General features: G+C 38.9%; 19 protein-coding genes. 18 read left to right on the top strand and 1 reads right to left on the bottom strand.

The window, feature by feature from the left end:
• Positions 1 to 4 precede the first annotated feature (4 nt).
• From kdsB to AC07U8_RS09565, 18 genes are all read left to right on the top strand, one after another.
• Positions 5 to 766, top strand: a complete 762-nt coding sequence (gene kdsB / locus AC07U8_RS09480) for a 3-deoxy-manno-octulosonate cytidylyltransferase (RefSeq protein ID WP_096734010.1) — start codon at positions 5 to 7, stop codon at positions 764 to 766.
• 66 nt (positions 767 to 832) lie between these two features.
• Complete coding sequence (locus AC07U8_RS09485; protein ID WP_494737761.1) at positions 833 to 1813, top strand: DNA polymerase III delta subunit-related protein; 981 nt, start codon at positions 833 to 835, stop codon at positions 1811 to 1813.
• 26 nt (positions 1814 to 1839) lie between these two features.
• Complete coding sequence (locus AC07U8_RS09490; protein ID WP_004821228.1) at positions 1840 to 2181, top strand: PilZ domain-containing protein; 342 nt, start codon at positions 1840 to 1842, stop codon at positions 2179 to 2181.
• A 27-nt stretch (positions 2182 to 2208) separates the two neighbouring features.
• Entirely contained in the window at positions 2209 to 2982 is a 774-nt protein-coding gene (locus tag AC07U8_RS09495; RefSeq protein WP_004720827.1) for a TatD family hydrolase, read from the top strand.
• Positions 2983 to 3069: 87 nt separating this feature from the next.
• Entirely contained in the window at positions 3070 to 3684 is a 615-nt protein-coding gene (locus AC07U8_RS09500; RefSeq protein WP_004821232.1) for a TetR/AcrR family transcriptional regulator, read from the top strand.
• Positions 3685 to 3689: 5 nt separating this feature from the next.
• Positions 3690 to 4256, top strand: a complete 567-nt coding sequence (locus AC07U8_RS09505) for a prepilin-type N-terminal cleavage/methylation domain-containing protein (protein ID WP_034610211.1) — start codon at positions 3690 to 3692, stop codon at positions 4254 to 4256.
• Positions 4243 to 4626 (top strand): type II secretion system minor pseudopilin GspI, encoded by a 384-nt coding sequence (gene gspI, locus AC07U8_RS09510; RefSeq protein WP_004821236.1) that lies wholly within the window; start codon positions 4243 to 4245, stop codon positions 4624 to 4626. The genes AC07U8_RS09505 and gspI overlap by 14 nt, the downstream gene beginning before the upstream one ends.
• Complete coding sequence (gene gspJ / locus AC07U8_RS09515; protein WP_494737762.1) at positions 4626 to 5282, top strand: type II secretion system minor pseudopilin GspJ; 657 nt, start codon at positions 4626 to 4628, stop codon at positions 5280 to 5282. The genes gspI and gspJ overlap by 1 nt, the downstream gene beginning before the upstream one ends.
• 47 nt (positions 5283 to 5329) lie before the next feature.
• Positions 5330 to 6286, top strand: coding sequence for a type II secretion system minor pseudopilin GspK (gene gspK / locus AC07U8_RS09520; RefSeq protein ID WP_151801675.1), 957 nt, complete (start codon positions 5330 to 5332; stop codon positions 6284 to 6286).
• Positions 6287 to 6518: 232 nt separating this feature from the next.
• Positions 6519 to 7115: a 6-pyruvoyl trahydropterin synthase family protein gene (locus tag AC07U8_RS09525; protein ID WP_004821241.1), complete on the top strand. Its 597-nt coding sequence runs from the start codon at positions 6519 to 6521 to the stop codon at positions 7113 to 7115.
• A 74-nt stretch (positions 7116 to 7189) separates the two neighbouring features.
• On the top strand, positions 7190 to 7903 hold the full coding sequence (gene ung, locus AC07U8_RS09530; protein ID WP_004821244.1) for a uracil-DNA glycosylase: 714 nt from the start codon (positions 7190 to 7192) through the stop codon (positions 7901 to 7903).
• The gene (locus tag AC07U8_RS09535; protein ID WP_034610216.1) at positions 7900 to 9021 is read left to right on the top strand and encodes an enoyl-CoA hydratase/isomerase family protein; all 1122 of its coding nucleotides are present in this window, start codon (positions 7900 to 7902) and stop codon (positions 9019 to 9021) included. The genes ung and AC07U8_RS09535 overlap by 4 nt, the downstream gene beginning before the upstream one ends.
• 6 nt (positions 9022 to 9027) lie before the next feature.
• On the top strand, positions 9028 to 9552 hold the full coding sequence (tadA, locus tag AC07U8_RS09540) for a tRNA adenosine(34) deaminase TadA (RefSeq protein ID WP_151801674.1): 525 nt from the start codon (positions 9028 to 9030) through the stop codon (positions 9550 to 9552).
• 85 nt (positions 9553 to 9637) lie between these two features.
• Positions 9638 to 10072, top strand: coding sequence for an SRPBCC family protein (locus AC07U8_RS09545; protein ID WP_419261902.1), 435 nt, complete (start codon positions 9638 to 9640; stop codon positions 10070 to 10072).
• Between the two features lie 11 nt (positions 10073 to 10083).
• A complete protein-coding gene (cmk, locus tag AC07U8_RS09550; RefSeq protein WP_004821249.1) occupies positions 10084 to 10773 on the top strand; it encodes a (d)CMP kinase in 690 nt (229 codons plus the stop codon).
• A 118-nt stretch (positions 10774 to 10891) separates the two neighbouring features.
• On the top strand, positions 10892 to 12574 hold the full coding sequence (rpsA, locus tag AC07U8_RS09555; protein ID WP_004821252.1) for a 30S ribosomal protein S1: 1683 nt from the start codon (positions 10892 to 10894) through the stop codon (positions 12572 to 12574).
• A 159-nt stretch (positions 12575 to 12733) separates the two neighbouring features.
• Positions 12734 to 13036: an integration host factor subunit beta gene (locus AC07U8_RS09560; protein ID WP_004720793.1), complete on the top strand. Its 303-nt coding sequence runs from the start codon at positions 12734 to 12736 to the stop codon at positions 13034 to 13036.
• A gap of 21 nt (positions 13037 to 13057) precedes the next feature.
• The gene (locus tag AC07U8_RS09565; RefSeq protein WP_004821255.1) at positions 13058 to 13423 is read left to right on the top strand and encodes a lipopolysaccharide assembly protein LapA domain-containing protein; all 366 of its coding nucleotides are present in this window, start codon (positions 13058 to 13060) and stop codon (positions 13421 to 13423) included.
• A 141-nt stretch (positions 13424 to 13564) separates the two neighbouring features.
• Here the strand turns inward: AC07U8_RS09565 and AC07U8_RS09570 are convergent, their stop codons facing one another.
• Positions 13565 to 14632 (bottom strand): fimbrial protein, encoded by a 1068-nt coding sequence (locus AC07U8_RS09570; protein ID WP_151801672.1) that lies wholly within the window; start codon positions 14630 to 14632, stop codon positions 13565 to 13567.
• Positions 14633 to 14646: the final 14 nt, after the last annotated feature.

The following is a 14646-nucleotide window of genomic DNA, read 5'->3' on the forward strand; positions in this document are numbered from 1 at the left end:
TTTGATGAAACATATTGTTATTCCTGCGCGTTTTGCGAGTTCACGTCTTCCCGGTAAACCGCTTTTAGAAATTCATGGACGAGCCATGATTTTACGTGTGGTCGATCAAGCAAAAAAAGTACAGGGATTTGATGATCTTTGTGTGGCGACAGATGACCCACGTATTGCAGCGCTTTGTCGAGCAGAAGGTGTGGATGTTGTGATGACTGATCCGAATCATCCTTCGGGCACAGACCGTTTAAGTGAAGTTGCTCGGATCAAAGGTTGGGATGCCGAGGATATTATTGTCAATGTACAGGGGGATGAGCCTTTATTGCCTGCACAATTGGTGATTCAAGTAGCTGAGTTGCTGGCACAGAAAGCGGATTGTTCAATGTCGACCTTATGTGAGCCTATACATCAGCTTGACGAGTTTCAGCGTGACAGCATTGTGAAAGTGGTGATGTCTAAGTTCAACGAAGCGCTTTATTTCAGTCGTGCACAAATTCCTTACGATCGAGAGGGTGTTAAACAGGTTGAGCAAAAGCTACATCAGCATGCTTATCGCCATTTGGGCTTATATGCTTACCGTGTCAAGCTTTTACAAGAATATGTCACTTGGGATGTGGGTGTTTTAGAACAGTTGGAAAGTTTAGAGCAATTACGTGTTTTAGAAAATGGACATCGTATTGCGATTGATATCGCACAAGTAAATTTACCACCTGGTGTCGATACTCAAGCAGATTTGGATCGCTTAAACGCCTTAGATGTAGCGGTTTTTGAATAGTTTGACTTTGCATTATTTATATTTGCGTCACTTGTTTTACCTCACTTGTATTTAGGTTTTTGATTCATGGATGCTTCTAATTCTCAGGTTTATCCTTGGCAGCAACAAACATGGGAAACCTTAACAGGTCGCTTTCCAAAATTAGGGCATGGATTATTGTTCTATGGTAAAAAAGGTTGTGGTAAACATGCATTTACCCAACATTTTTTGTCATGGGTTTTGTGTTTAAATAAAACACCTCAAGGTGCTTGTGGCGAGTGTGCAAGTTGCCAGTGGCTCAAATCGGATACTCATCCTAACTATGTTAATATCACGACCGATGAAGAGAATAAGAAGCAAAACGCAAAAATTAAGATCGAGAAGATCCGTGATTTACTACCATTTGTGCAGCAGACAGTAGATGGTTGGCGCGTTATAGTCATTGAACCTGCAGAAGCTTTAAACATTGCTTCTGCAAATGCATTATTAAAAACACTAGAAGAGCCAGGTGATCGGGTACAGATTATCTTACTTGCAGAACATTATCTAAAGCTGCCAGCAACGATTCGTAGTCGATTACAGCACTTTGCTATGGATCGTATTAGCCCCACACTTTCAGAACAATATTTGCAACAGCATTTACCGATTGAAATGCATTCTAAAATCAACTTGTTGATGAACTTATCCAATAATATGCCATTACAAGCATTGGCACTTGCTGAGCTGGATTGGTTAAATCGACGTGGCGAATTTTTACAAGATTGGCAAAAACTGGTCAGTCAAAAAAGCATGCCTTTACAGTTTGCTTCAAAATGGAATAAAGAACTGAGTTTTTATGATTTTTTACAAATGTTTGAATACTTGTTGTCAGATATAATTTGTGTCAAGCTGAATCAAGTTGTAAAGAATTCAGATTTGCAATTGGATGAGCTTGCCGCGCAGTATCAATTGCAAAGCTTGTTCGCTATTTATGAAGATTTACAACAATCGAAGCTAAAAGTTGATCAAAATGTACAAACAAATCTAATTATTGATCAATTGTCTATTCAGTTAATGAATGTGACATAAAATTTGAATATTCAGGGGGAATAATCATGCAACCACGTATGGGCGGTTTGATTCAAGTCAACATCAATGATCGTGCAACTTTACAAGCCAGTTATATGCCTTATATTTTAGGCGGTGGCTTATTTGTACCATCAAAGAATCCTGTAAAAATGGGCGATGAAGTGTTTGTATTGGCAGGTTTGCCAGATCAATCACAGAAAGTTCCTTTAACAGGGAAAGTGATTTGGATTTCGCAAAAGCAAAATGGAATTAAGCCACAAGGTTTTGCAATTCAACTCACTGGCGAAAAAGGCATCTATTACAAAATGGAAGCAGAAAAACTACTCGCTGGGAGTATGTCTTTAGACCGTCCTAGCTTTACAATGTAAGCCAATTTTCAATATTTAGGAATTTCTGTGTTTGTTGATACGCATTGCCATTTAACCATGTTAAATCTTGAACCTTATGCAGGGGATCTCGATGCCGCATTACAACAAGCAAGAGATGCTGGTGTGTCCAAGTTTATGGGGATTTCTGTAGATTTGGATGACCATATCGCACTTGCAGAAATTGCCGCAAGACATTCAGATGTGGGTTATAGTGTTGGTGTACATCCATGCGAAGATCCTGCAGTGATGCAACGTGCAAGCGTTGAAAAACTGGTTGAACTGGCGCAAGCTGAAAAAGTTTGGGCATTGGGTGAAACAGGCTTGGATTATTTTCATAGCACAGAATTTATTGCTGAACAAAAAGCCTGTTTTGCACGACATATTCACGCATCGCAACAGCTTAAAAAGCCTGTAGTTGTGCATACCCGTTCAGCAAAACATGAAACCGTAGATATTATTCGGGCTGAAAAATCAACACATGGTATTTTGCATTGCTTTACAGAGGATTGGGAAACGGCAAAAGCCGTTTTAGATTGTGGTTATTATATTTCCTTCTCTGGAATTGTTTCATTTAAAAACGCGCAAGATTTAAGAGATGTTGCAAAGCAAGTGCCTTTAGATCGCTTGTTGATTGAAACGGATAGTCCTTATTTGGCACCGATGCCTTATCGAGGAAAACCGAATGAACCAAAATACGTTCCTTATGTAGCCAAAGCGCTAAGTGATGTATATGATAAAACGCTTGAAGAGATCGCTTTCATTACCACACAAAATTTTGAAAATCTGCTTCAACAAAAGTGATTGAAAAGCACTGATTTAAAAAGCAATCAATAGAAGTGCGTCAATTTATTAACGGATAGAATTAACAAGAGAGTTTATCGGGTGAAGATGGATCGACAGGCTCAGTTTAGAGCAAGAGAAGCATTAATTTTTCAGGTTGCTGAACAACTGCTTTTAGAAAACGGTGAAGCAGGGATGACATTGGATGCCCTTGCTGCAGAACTAGATCTAGCCAAGGGAACACTTTATAAGCATTTTCAGAGTAAAGATGAGTTGTATATACTGCTCATCATTCGTAATGAACGTATGTTACTTGAAATGGTACGTGATACTGAAAAAGCATTTCCTGAGCATTTGGCTTTTTTTATGTTGCACCATTTACATCATCCTGAACGTGCAGTGTTATTCCATCAGATCGAAGAGCGATTATCCACCACTGGACAAGGCATCCATCATTTATTTAGCGAACTCTATCAAGTGCGTAAACAACGGTTACGTATCATTATTCGCATGACAGAGAGCTATCTAGAATCGATTCAAAGTTTGATGTCGGTACGTGATTATTTGGCTTCGATTTGGTCAATTACGCATGGTGGAGCAGCGATACTGAATTCCAGCTTCTATCAGCGTTATTTAGGTTGTCGAGATACCTTACGTGTCGCATTGATTGATCAGGCATTGGCTGTGCCAAAACATCCACAAGCCTCAGAACAGGTGGCTTAGCTGCAATGAAAAATCTACGATCATCTCAAAAAATACGAGGTTTTACCTTAATTGAGGTGATGGTGGTGATCGTCATCATCAGTATTATTGCCTCATTGATCATTTTAAATATTGATGGCGTAGATCAGCGTAAAGCTATGCAAGCACGTGAGATGTTATTGCTCGATTTAAAGCAGATTAATCGTGAAGCCAATGATCAAGCGCGTATTTATGCACTTGATTTACACAATGCTACGGATGTTGCAGCTGCACAGTATGGTGTTATTGAGTATATTCCAGTCAAAGAAGACGCTGAGCAACGTATTCGAGTGGTTGACAATAAACCATGGAAAGAAGTGACGGACTTTCCTAAAAGAGCGTTGCCAGAATACGTTTCATTTTCTATTGAAACGGAAGATCATCAATTCCAAAATGCAAATAACTCAGAACTCTTGGGAAATAATGCACCTAAATTGATTTGGTTTGGAAATGGTGAAGTCAAACCTGTCACAATTCAAATGTATTATCAGCAAAAGCCAGTGGGTGGGGTAATTCGAGTTGATTATTTGGGTAAAGTAGATGAAGAAAAATAAAGGCTTTACTTTAATTGAGGTGGTTGTGGCTTTGGCGATTTTTGCAGTCGCAGCAATGGCTTTGACCAAAGTCGCGATGCAATATACGCAGTCGACCGCCAATGCGATTTTACGAACCAAGGCTCAGTTTGTTGCACAGAATGAAATCTCAATGATGATGATTAATCGTGAATGGCTGTCAGGAACGTCATCCAAACAAGTCACCACACAAGGTGAAACTTGGCAGGTAGATAAAAAAGCAGAATCTACACTGAGCCCAAATGTACAAAAAATAGATGTGCAAGTGAGCCTTTTTAATCCTGATACGGGTAAAGTAGAAGCAGGGATTACCAATATGGTGTTCTTTAATTATCCGATCAAAGAAAAATAATGATGAATCTAATCAAGCATAAAAAAAATCAAACTGTGTATGCACAGAAAAGCACAGGCTTTACCTTAATTGAACTTTTGGTGGCCATAGCAATCTTTGCTGTTTTGTCAGCATTGGGCTGGAAAATATTTGACTACCTGATTAAAGTTAAAGATCGTAATGTCATACATGAGGAAAATTTAGGCCAATTACAAGGTGCCTATCAACAGATTCAGCGTGATACCTTACAGATTGTTCCTATTTCTGCAAGAAGTGGTGAGGAAATTGAACCTGCTTTAGGTTTAGATAATCAAAAACTTTCTTTCAGTAAAACAGGTGTAACCGACCCGCTTAAACAGGGGTTGTCACCCTATGAACGAATTGAATATGTTTACAATGCGCAAGAGAAAAAACTTTATCGGTTAAAATATTCAAATTTAAATCGAAATAATTCAGAACAGCCCTTGTCGAGTGTGTTGTTGGCAGATGTGGATCAATATCGTATTGATGTTTTAAATCCAACAGAATTAGATCGTTGGCCAAACGATATGATTAAAAATGATGGGCAATTGCCGCGTGGGATTAAAATTAAAGTCACGATTCGTGATATAGAATATGAATGGATTTTTAGTTTGCTCAATTCTGACTATCTGATCAATAACGGCACAGCTAATTAAATCAGTATTGTGGTCGATGCGGATCAATAAATTTAGGTAAATCATTCATGCAATTAAAGCAGCAAAAGGGTATCGCATTAATTACGATTTTAGTGATGGTCGCTTTGGCAACCATCATTGCTGCGACGATTGCTAAACGTCAAAATTACACCAATGAAAGTACAGGGTTTTTAAAACGGCAAAGCCAAGCACTTTTTTATGCAAAGAGTGCGGAAGCATTTTATTCTGAGATATTGGTACAAGACAGCGAAAACAGCAAAGAGGCAGATTACTTACAGGAAACTTGGGCAAAACCGATGCCAGCATTTCCGGTTGAAGATGGATATGTCACAGGTGTGTTGGAAGATGAGTCCGGTAAATTCAATTTAAACAGTTTATTAACCAATGAAGGTAAGCCCAACGAAGCGGCACAGAAATATTTTTCTAAGCTTTTGGTTCGTGTCGGTTTACCAGCTGATGCTGTTCAAGCCGTGATTGATTGGCAAGATCCAGACAATGAAACCATAGGTTCATACGGCGCTGAAACAAGTTATTACCAAGGTTTGCCTAAACCATATTTGGCTGCAAATCGAAAATTTTCCAGTGTTGAAGAACTTAAACAAGTACGCGGTTTTGAAGAAAAAAAGTATGATTTAATTGCACCTTATATATCGGCACTGCCAGATATTGCAACAAAAATTAATGTCAATACCGCACCTGCAATGGTTTTAGCAGCCATGGATGAAAAACTAGACGTAAATAGCGTACAAACAGCTTTAAAAGCGCGACAAGAAAAACTTGAGCATTTTGCCAATGTGGGCGAGCTAATGAAAATCGCACCATTTGACAGCTTGGAAGCTGCAAGCAAAACCGAGGCAGACAAGATTTTTGGAGTAACATCCAGTTATTTTAAAGCTAAGATCGAAGTATCTTTAAGCAATCGCAAGCGTCAATTTACTACACGCTTTATGCGTAATGATAAATCACAAGTTTATGTTTATTCGCGTAGCCTTGCACCATTTTGAAAATTTTAGTGAATTTTTTTTTAACTATATGATTTTAAATAACTATAAAAGATAGTTAAAAGGTAGTTAAAAGGTTGGTTGATTGAGTAAACATGATTCGATAAGCTAAATAGGCCTAAAAAAGCAGATCATCCTTTTGGCTAATTGCAATCAACGTGAAAATTAATGCTCAGGGTTCGAGTTTTGCTTTATAATCGAGATTCTTTACCGATTTGTTTATAAAATTTGGCTCATGTTAATTCGTAAGTTATTTAAGTTTGAAAATGCACATATTGTGCGGAATTGCACGTCAGATCGTTGCAAACGGTCTATACACGGGCACAGCTATAAAGTTGAATTACTACTTAAAGCTTCAAAACTTGATCATGGTCAAATGGTATATGACTTTGGCTTGCTTAAAGGTGTAATCAAAGAAATTTTCGACAGTTTTGACCATGCGATCTGTTTTTGGCAAGAAGATAACCCTGAATATATTCAGGCGTGTAAAACTTTTAGTGCTCGTTGGGTGGCTTTGCCAGTTTCTCCATCGGCTGAACAGTTTTCACGGATATTCTTTTTTCTCGCGCAACAGATTTTAAAATCAACCATTACCCAAAATGGGGAAGGGGATGTTGAAGTCTATTCTGTGATTGTGCATGAAACCGATACAGGTTATGCGCAAAGTTTTCAAGAAGATATTGAAAATGCTCAGATGGGACTGTTGAGTCTGGATAAAATTATTTTTTCTGAGCAGGTCACATCTGAATGGTCTGACCCAGAAATGTATGAAAAATTGAAACAGGGTATTCCGTTTCAAAACCCTGAAGTGGATTTACAGGTTAAAATTTAAATGATGATTTTTGAGTGAAATCCATCTTTAGGACAAATAAATTTTTAGGAAAATGAAATTTAGGATGAAAGTTGATGCAATTATCTGAACTCGAACAAACAAAATTAAATCAAGTTCGGTTAGATCAAAGTTGGAAAGAAGGTTTAGCTGAGTTTCTTTTGAGTCAGCAAATGGATGATTTGCGTTCTTTTTTAGTTGCTGAAAAAAATGCAAATAAAACCATTTACCCACCGAGCTCACTTATTTTCAATGCATTAGACACAACGCCATTGAATCATGTAAAGGTGGTGATTTTAGGACAAGATCCTTATCACGGTCCTGATCAAGCGCATGGGTTGAGTTTTTCTGTACAAAAAGGCGTTGCATTGCCTCCGTCTTTACGTAATATCTTTCATGAATTAAATACAGATTTAGCTGTACCTGTATCCCGACATGGTGATCTCACCAAATGGGCTCAACAAGGTGTATTGCTTTTAAATAGTGTGTTGACAGTGGAAGCTGGGCAACCGACATCACATCAAAAACGCGGTTGGGAAAATTTTACAGATCATGTGATTGATGTGTTGAATGAGCATAGAGAGCACATTGTATTTATACTTTGGGGCGCATATGCTCAGAAAAAAGGACAACGTATAGACCAAACGAAGCATCTGGTATTAAAAGCTGCGCACCCATCTCCATTGGCAGCAAATCGTGGTGGCTTTTTTGGTTGTAAGGTTTTTTCAAAAACAAATAATTATCTGAAACAATATGGCATTGAGCCAATCGACTGGCAGCTGGACGCATGACAAACTCTCCCGAAATAAATAATTATCACCCAGATCTGATTATCGAAGAAGCGAAAAAGGGATGGCGAATTATTCGCTTAAATCGTCCTAAGTCGCTTCATGCACTTGATGAATCTATCGTTGCGGCATTATTGAAGCTGTTTGAGGATTTTCATCATGATGACTCAGTTAAGGCAATTTGGTTAGATTCAACCACGCCTAAAGCTTTTTGTGCAGGCGGTGACGTTCGTAAACTGCGTCAATTGGTGATCAACAATGAAGTTGAAACAGCCAATAAGTTTTTTGAAACGGAATATGCTTTAGATTTACTGTTGCATAATTATGCTAAACCTGTAGTGGTTTGGGGTGAAGGTTATGTTATGGGTGGTGGCTTAGGCTTATTCATGGCAGCGCCTTTCCGTTTAGTTACACCGTATTCGCGTCTTGCTATGCCTGAAGTGAATATCGGTCTATATCCAGATGTGGGTGCTACACGTTTCTTGGCAGATCGTGGTCCGATTGGTTTATTTACGGGTTTAACTGGATCGATCATGACTGCAGCGGGTGGTTATGGGATTGGTTGGGCAACCCATATTTGTGATGCACAACGTGATGTGGTTTTACAGAAACTGATTGATATCGATTGGGATCATTATCCTGCTGGTGATTTCCGTGCTTTAGATGACACCTTAAATAGTTTACATCGTCCAGTTTCACCTGGACCGTTGCAAAACTCTTTGGATGTGATTCATAGTGTTTGTCGTGGTGTAAACTTTGAACATGATTATGAAGCGATTATTGGTCTAAGTGATGCGCGTAGTGATTGGTTGCGTCAAGCCAGCGAGAATCTACAAAAAGGTTCACCAAGTACTGCTGCGATTACCTGGTTGTTATGGCAGTGGGGACGTCAAGTTCATCCGTGGTCTGAGGTTTTTGAATTAGAAAAACAAATTTCTGATTGGAAAATTCGTCATCCTGATTTTGTTGAAGGTGTACGCGCACGTTTGGTGGATAAAGATTTATCACCAGAGTGGGAACAGGTTGAGTCGCGAACATTGCGTGGAATCCTTGCGAAAAACCCACCTGTAACAACAATTGACAGTTGGAATACGCTGCTAAGTCAGTACGGTATTATTTAAGGTCGTATGACTGAAGAAACTCAACACTACATAGATAAACAATGGATGCAGCTGGCTTTAGAGCAAGCTGCATTTGCTGCATCTATCGGTGAAATTCCAGTAGGAGCTGTGATTGTAAGTCAGGGGCAAGTCATCGGTGAAGGTTATAATCAACCGATTGCTCAGCATGATCCAACAGCCCATGCGGAAATTCAGGCACTGCGCAATGCGTGTCAAAAGATTGAAAATTATCGCCTACCAGAAGACGCCACGTTATATGTCACACTTGAACCTTGCACCATGTGTGTCGGCGCATTAATCCATGCAAGAATCAAACGTGTGGTTTTTGGCGCGACTGAACCTAAAGCGGGTTCACTCATCAGTAGTCGTCAACTGCTAGAGATTGGCTATTACAATCATATATTTCAGTTTGAAGGTGGTTGTTTACAAACGCAGTGCTCAAGCCAACTGTCTGATTTTTTTAAAATGCGCCGTGAGCAAAAAAAACAATTAAAGTTACAACAAAAGACCTTAAATGACTCATTAAAATGATCTAAAATACACAAGATTTTGGTGACAATGAAAATTGTCAAAATAAGGGTTTAAAAATATAGTTAAAGTTTAAAAGGGTATAACAATGAATTCTATTCAAGTAAAACAAGAGTTTAATGCACCAATCGATCAGGTCTTTGACTTGCTATCAAAACATTCAACCTATAATGTGGCTTTTGCTCCCATTCAAGTTGTACGGGTAAAAGATGCTGCTGATCCTGAACGCCCAGATGGATTAGGTTCTATCCGTCGTATGGGATTTGGTCCGATCAAGCCGATTCAAGAGCAAATTACGCATCTGGATGTCAATAAACGTATTGAATATAAGTTAATTAACAATCCATTGATTAAACATCATATTGGAATTATTGAGTTTACAGCGCTTGCTACAAACAAAACCCGTGTTGACTATACGATCGAATTACAAGCACGTGCACCATTTGTGAGTAAATTAATACTTGCACAGCTTAAACTTGCGATTACACTTGGATTTAAGAAACTTGCTAAGTCTGTAGCTTAATTGGAAATTCAATGACAATTCAAATTATCACAATCGATGGGCCAAGTGGTTCTGGTAAAGGAACACTTGCAGCAAAACTTGCGCATCACTATCAATTCCATTTATTAGACTCTGGTGCGCTGTATCGTTTGCTTGGATTGTCATTGCATCAAAAAGAATTGTTGGACGCATTAGACACTGAATCTGTATTGCAACAAAGTGTGACGATTGCAACAAATTTAGATATCGTATTTAAGAGTGCTGACAACGGAATCATGATTTTGTTGGATGGTGAAGATGTCTCACAAACGATTCGTACTGAACGCGTTGGTGAATTTGCTTCAAAAGTCGCAGCAATTCCTGCGCTTAGAGCGGCATTGGTAGATCGACAACATGCTTTTGCCCAGTTGCCTGGCTTGGTTGCCGATGGGCGTGATATGGGTACTTCTATTTTTCCACAAGCACAAGCGAAGATTTATCTCACTGCCTCAGCTGAGTCCCGTGCAGAGCGTCGTGTAAAACAGTTGCAGGGAATGGGGCTGGATGTTAAAATAAGCGACATTTTAGCAAATATACAAGCTCGAGATAAAAGAGATATGGAACGCACAGTCGCTCCACTCAAGCCAGCAGAAGACGCTTATATCATTGATAGCTCAGAAATGAACATCGATGAAGTGTTTAAACTGATGACTGATTATGTCGAGTTACATTTAGCTAAATAAAGAATATTTAACCAAATATTAGCCAAAGCATAGCTTGATCAGTTTATACGGACTATGTGGATGGCTTAACTAAACCGGCCTTGTCTGATCCAAGACCGTTGACTTTACTAGGTATATCATGACCGAATCTTTTGCAGCCCTCTTTGAAGAAAGCGAATCAACTCTCAATATCGACAAAGGTGCCGTTATTAAAGGTATCGTTGTTAGCATCGACTCTGACTGGGTTACTGTTGACACTGGCCTTAAATCTGAAGGTGTTGTTGCACGTTCAGAATTCTTAAACGAACAACGCGAACTTGAAGTTCAAGTTGGCGATGAAGTTGATGTTGTTGTTGAAGCGCTTGACAACGGTATGGGTCAAACAGTTTTATCACGTGAAAAAGCGAAACGTGCTGAAACTTGGACTAAACTTGAAAAAATCTTTGAAGACGGCGAAATCGTTACTGGTGTTATTTCTGGTAAGGTTAAAGGCGGTTTCACTGTTGACATCGGTCCAGTTCGTGCATTCTTACCAGGTTCATTGGTAGATACTCGCCCTATTCGTGATACAACTCACCTTGAAGGCAAAGAGTTAGAATTCAAAGTAATCAAACTTGATGCTAAACGTAACAACGTTGTTGTATCTCGTCGTGCTGTAATGGAAGCTGAATCTTCAGCTGACCGTGAAGCGCTTCTTTCTCAATTGGAAGAAGGCCAAACAGTTACTGGTACGATCAAAAATCTTACTGATTACGGTGCATTCGTTGACCTTGGCGGTATTGATGGTCTTCTACATATCACAGATATGGCTTGGAAACGCATCAAACACCCTTCAGAAGTTGTTGAAGTGGGTCAAGAAGTTACTGTTAAAGTACTTAAGTTTGACAAAGAACGTAATCGTGTATCTTTAGGTCTTAAGCAATTAGGCGAAGATCCATGGTTAGCGATCATGAACCGTTATCCTAAAGGTTCTATCGTTAAAGCACGTGTTACAAACTTAACTGACTACGGTTGTTTTGCTGAAATCGCTGAAGGCGTTGAAGGCTTAGTACACGTTTCAGAAATGGATCACACAAACAAAAACATCCACCCATCTAAAGTTGTTCAGATTGGTGATGAAGTTGATGTTATGGTTCTTGAAGTTGATGAAGAGCGTCGTCGTATTTCATTGGGTATCAAGCAAACTCGTGCGAACCCATGGGAAGAGTTCTCTAAGTCACACGACAAAGGTGAAAAAGTTTCTGGTACGATCAAGTCTATCACTGACTTCGGTATCTTCATCGGTTTACCTGGCGGTATCGATGGTCTAGTTCACTTGTCTGATATTTCTTGGAACGAACAAGGCGAAGACGCTATTCGTCGTTACAAGAAAGGTGATACAGTTGAAGCAGTTATCTTGTCTGTAGATGCTGAAGGCAACCGTATCAGTCTTGGTATCAAGCAAATGAACAGCGATCCGTTCAATGACTTCTTAGCTGCTAACGAACGCGGTGCGTTGGTTAAAGGTACAGTAACTGCTGTTGACGCTAAAGGCGCAACAATTAAGTTAGCTGACGAAGTTGAAGCTTCTTTGAAAGCATCTGAAATCAACCGCGATCGCGTTGAAGATGCAACTAAATTCTTAGAAGTTGGTCAAGAAGTTGAAGCTAAAATCATCAATGTAGATCGTAAATCACGTTCTATCAACTTGTCGATTAAAGCGAAAGACGAAGCTGAAGAGAAAGAAGCTGTAGCAAACTTGAAAACTACAACTGCGCCTACTGGTCAAGACAATGGTCCTAAGACGATTGGTGATTTGATCAAAGCACAGATGAACCACTAAGTGATTGTTAAGAAGTATTATTTAATGTAATTAATTAATATTTTTTATTCAATTAGTGTAAAAGGTAGCGTAGTATATGATTACTGCGCTACCTTTTTGTATTTAAAAAGGATATTATCTGGTGTATATCAATTAGCATTAAAATTAATGAGGTCTTAAATGACAACTGAAGCACTTAATAAGTCTGACTTAATAGAAAGAATTGCTCTTAAAAATCCGCATTTAGCAGAGCCATTAGTCGAAGAAGCAGTTAAGATTATGATCGATCAAATGATTGCATCGTTATCTTCAGATGACCGTATTGAAATTCGTGGGTTTGGTAGTTTCGCTTTACATCACCGTGAGCCACGTGTGGGTCGTAACCCTAAAACAGGTAAATCAGTAGAAGTTGCAGCAAAAGCTGTACCTCACTTTAAACCTGGTAAAGCACTCCGTGATGCAGTAAACGAATCTGCTAATTAATAAAATTCGAATGAGGTGAGTATGCGCTATTTCTTAGTTGCATTACTACTGGTAGTCTTTGGTTATGCTTTAGCATTAGTCTTGCAGAATCCAGCTGAACTACCTGTAGATTTATTGTTTACTCAAGTACCAGCAATGCGTTTAGGCTTATTGCTATTATTAACTTTGGTACTCGGGATTGTTCTTGGATTGTTGCTTGGTGTACAGGTTTTCCGTGTATTCCAAAACGCATGGGAAGTTAAGCGTCTTCGTAAAGATATTGATCATCTCCGAAAAGAACAAATACAGACAGCACAATTGGCCGCTGCTGAAGCTGCCGCAAGTGCTCGTCATGAAAAGACGGTATTAGATATTCAACCAGAAAATAAGAATATCAATACGCTTTAATCATTATGATAAAAAAGCGCTTTACCATAACCGTAAAGCGCTTTTTTGTTGGTACTGATTTTTTGACTGTGTCGATTATTCGATATCAAAAAGTTTACTAAATATCATCAAACAAATAAAAGAATATAAGTTCGCTATTTTTTAATCATATACGATATTCAAATAAGCTTGAGATCTGACCAGACCAGGTGTCACCGTATTTGCTGTTCTTACATAATTGGCTTTAATCACATGTTGAATCAGCTGCGAAGTGCTTAAATTGCCAAAGGTCCATTTGTTAGTCGTCTTTGATTGGTTTGGATCTAGGCTAATTATCGCGTTATTTTTATCACGTAAACGAATACCTACGCCTGTCGCATATCCAGCACCGACTTGATTTTCTAATATATTTGTTGCATTGGATTGATTTAAGGCATCCGTGGTATAAGCCTTTATTTCACGACCTGCGCCATCGTTTAAATTTGCACAATTAATACTGAGGGTTGCTGTATTACTTGAACTTAATGCAGTCTCATTTCCGACTAAACCCAAGTTTCGTACACTAACATCAGGCAGTGCAATGGTGTAGCTACTTTGACTCAGTGAGCATGTGGATTCAGAGATATTGACTGTTGCATTTAAATATACTGGAATTTGTGTATTTGCAGGAATAAGAACATTATCACTAACACGTCTTAAACTGATGGTTGCTATTCGTAGATTCGAAACATTGATCGTTGTGGGGTATGAGGTCATTGTTGATGTTCTAGGTAAAACATATAATGTCACCCTCATTTTTACACCATGCGTATCACCACTATAACTATAAATTGCTAACTCAGTGGTATTTAGTGTTTTTAATGTACCACTCGCCGGTGCATCGCCCATTTCAACTTTAATCCCTAAAGCTGGGTAAGCATTTAAACGCGAAATATTGGCATCATAGGTCGTCACATTGGTGGCAAAAACATTCCCAAAAATGGTTCTATTTGTGCCAACAGTACATCCACTATAGACTCGGAAAATATCAAAATTGGCTGAAGCAACTTCGCGTGAATACACATTGGATTGTACCGACGTCCCTTCATACTTATTGATATTCATGGTGTTGGCATTCATCGTCGGCATGCTATAGCCACTGGTGAAATTGCTACCTACACTACAATCTGCAAATACTGCGAAACTTGCAGGGAGTGTAGATAACATAAATAACAATTTATATTTCAGCATAAAATTACTCCGTG

This window comes from Acinetobacter sp. GW821-FHT01E09, from assembly GCF_059422385.1.

Excerpts from the sequence above, each read along its gene's own strand:
- kdsB (WP_096734010.1), top strand. The coding sequence starts at position 5 with ATGAAACATATTGTTATTCCTGCGCGTTTTGCGAGTTCACGTCTTCCC.
- AC07U8_RS09485 (WP_494737761.1), top strand. The coding sequence starts at position 833 with ATGGATGCTTCTAATTCTCAGGTTTATCCTTGGCAGCAACAAACATGG.
- AC07U8_RS09490 (WP_004821228.1), top strand. The coding sequence starts at position 1,840 with ATGCAACCACGTATGGGCGGTTTGATTCAAGTCAACATCAATGATCGT.
- AC07U8_RS09500 (WP_004821232.1), top strand. The coding sequence starts at position 3,070 with ATGGATCGACAGGCTCAGTTTAGAGCAAGAGAAGCATTAATTTTTCAG.
- AC07U8_RS09505 (WP_034610211.1), top strand. The coding sequence starts at position 3,690 with ATGAAAAATCTACGATCATCTCAAAAAATACGAGGTTTTACCTTAATT.
- gspI (WP_004821236.1), top strand. The coding sequence starts at position 4,243 with ATGAAGAAAAATAAAGGCTTTACTTTAATTGAGGTGGTTGTGGCTTTG.
- gspJ (WP_494737762.1), top strand. The coding sequence starts at position 4,626 with ATGATGAATCTAATCAAGCATAAAAAAAATCAAACTGTGTATGCACAG.
- gspK (WP_151801675.1), top strand. The coding sequence starts at position 5,330 with ATGCAATTAAAGCAGCAAAAGGGTATCGCATTAATTACGATTTTAGTG.
- AC07U8_RS09525 (WP_004821241.1), top strand. The coding sequence starts at position 6,519 with ATGTTAATTCGTAAGTTATTTAAGTTTGAAAATGCACATATTGTGCGG.
- ung (WP_004821244.1), top strand. The coding sequence starts at position 7,190 with ATGCAATTATCTGAACTCGAACAAACAAAATTAAATCAAGTTCGGTTA.
- AC07U8_RS09535 (WP_034610216.1), top strand. The coding sequence starts at position 7,900 with ATGACAAACTCTCCCGAAATAAATAATTATCACCCAGATCTGATTATC.
- tadA (WP_151801674.1), top strand. The coding sequence starts at position 9,028 with ATGACTGAAGAAACTCAACACTACATAGATAAACAATGGATGCAGCTG.
- AC07U8_RS09545 (WP_419261902.1), top strand. The coding sequence starts at position 9,638 with ATGAATTCTATTCAAGTAAAACAAGAGTTTAATGCACCAATCGATCAG.
- cmk (WP_004821249.1), top strand. The coding sequence starts at position 10,084 with ATGACAATTCAAATTATCACAATCGATGGGCCAAGTGGTTCTGGTAAA.
- rpsA (WP_004821252.1), top strand. The coding sequence starts at position 10,892 with ATGACCGAATCTTTTGCAGCCCTCTTTGAAGAAAGCGAATCAACTCTC.
- AC07U8_RS09560 (WP_004720793.1), top strand. The coding sequence starts at position 12,734 with ATGACAACTGAAGCACTTAATAAGTCTGACTTAATAGAAAGAATTGCT.
- AC07U8_RS09565 (WP_004821255.1), top strand. The coding sequence starts at position 13,058 with ATGCGCTATTTCTTAGTTGCATTACTACTGGTAGTCTTTGGTTATGCT.
- AC07U8_RS09570 (WP_151801672.1), bottom strand. The coding sequence starts at position 14,632 with ATGCTGAAATATAAATTGTTATTTATGTTATCTACACTCCCTGCAAGT.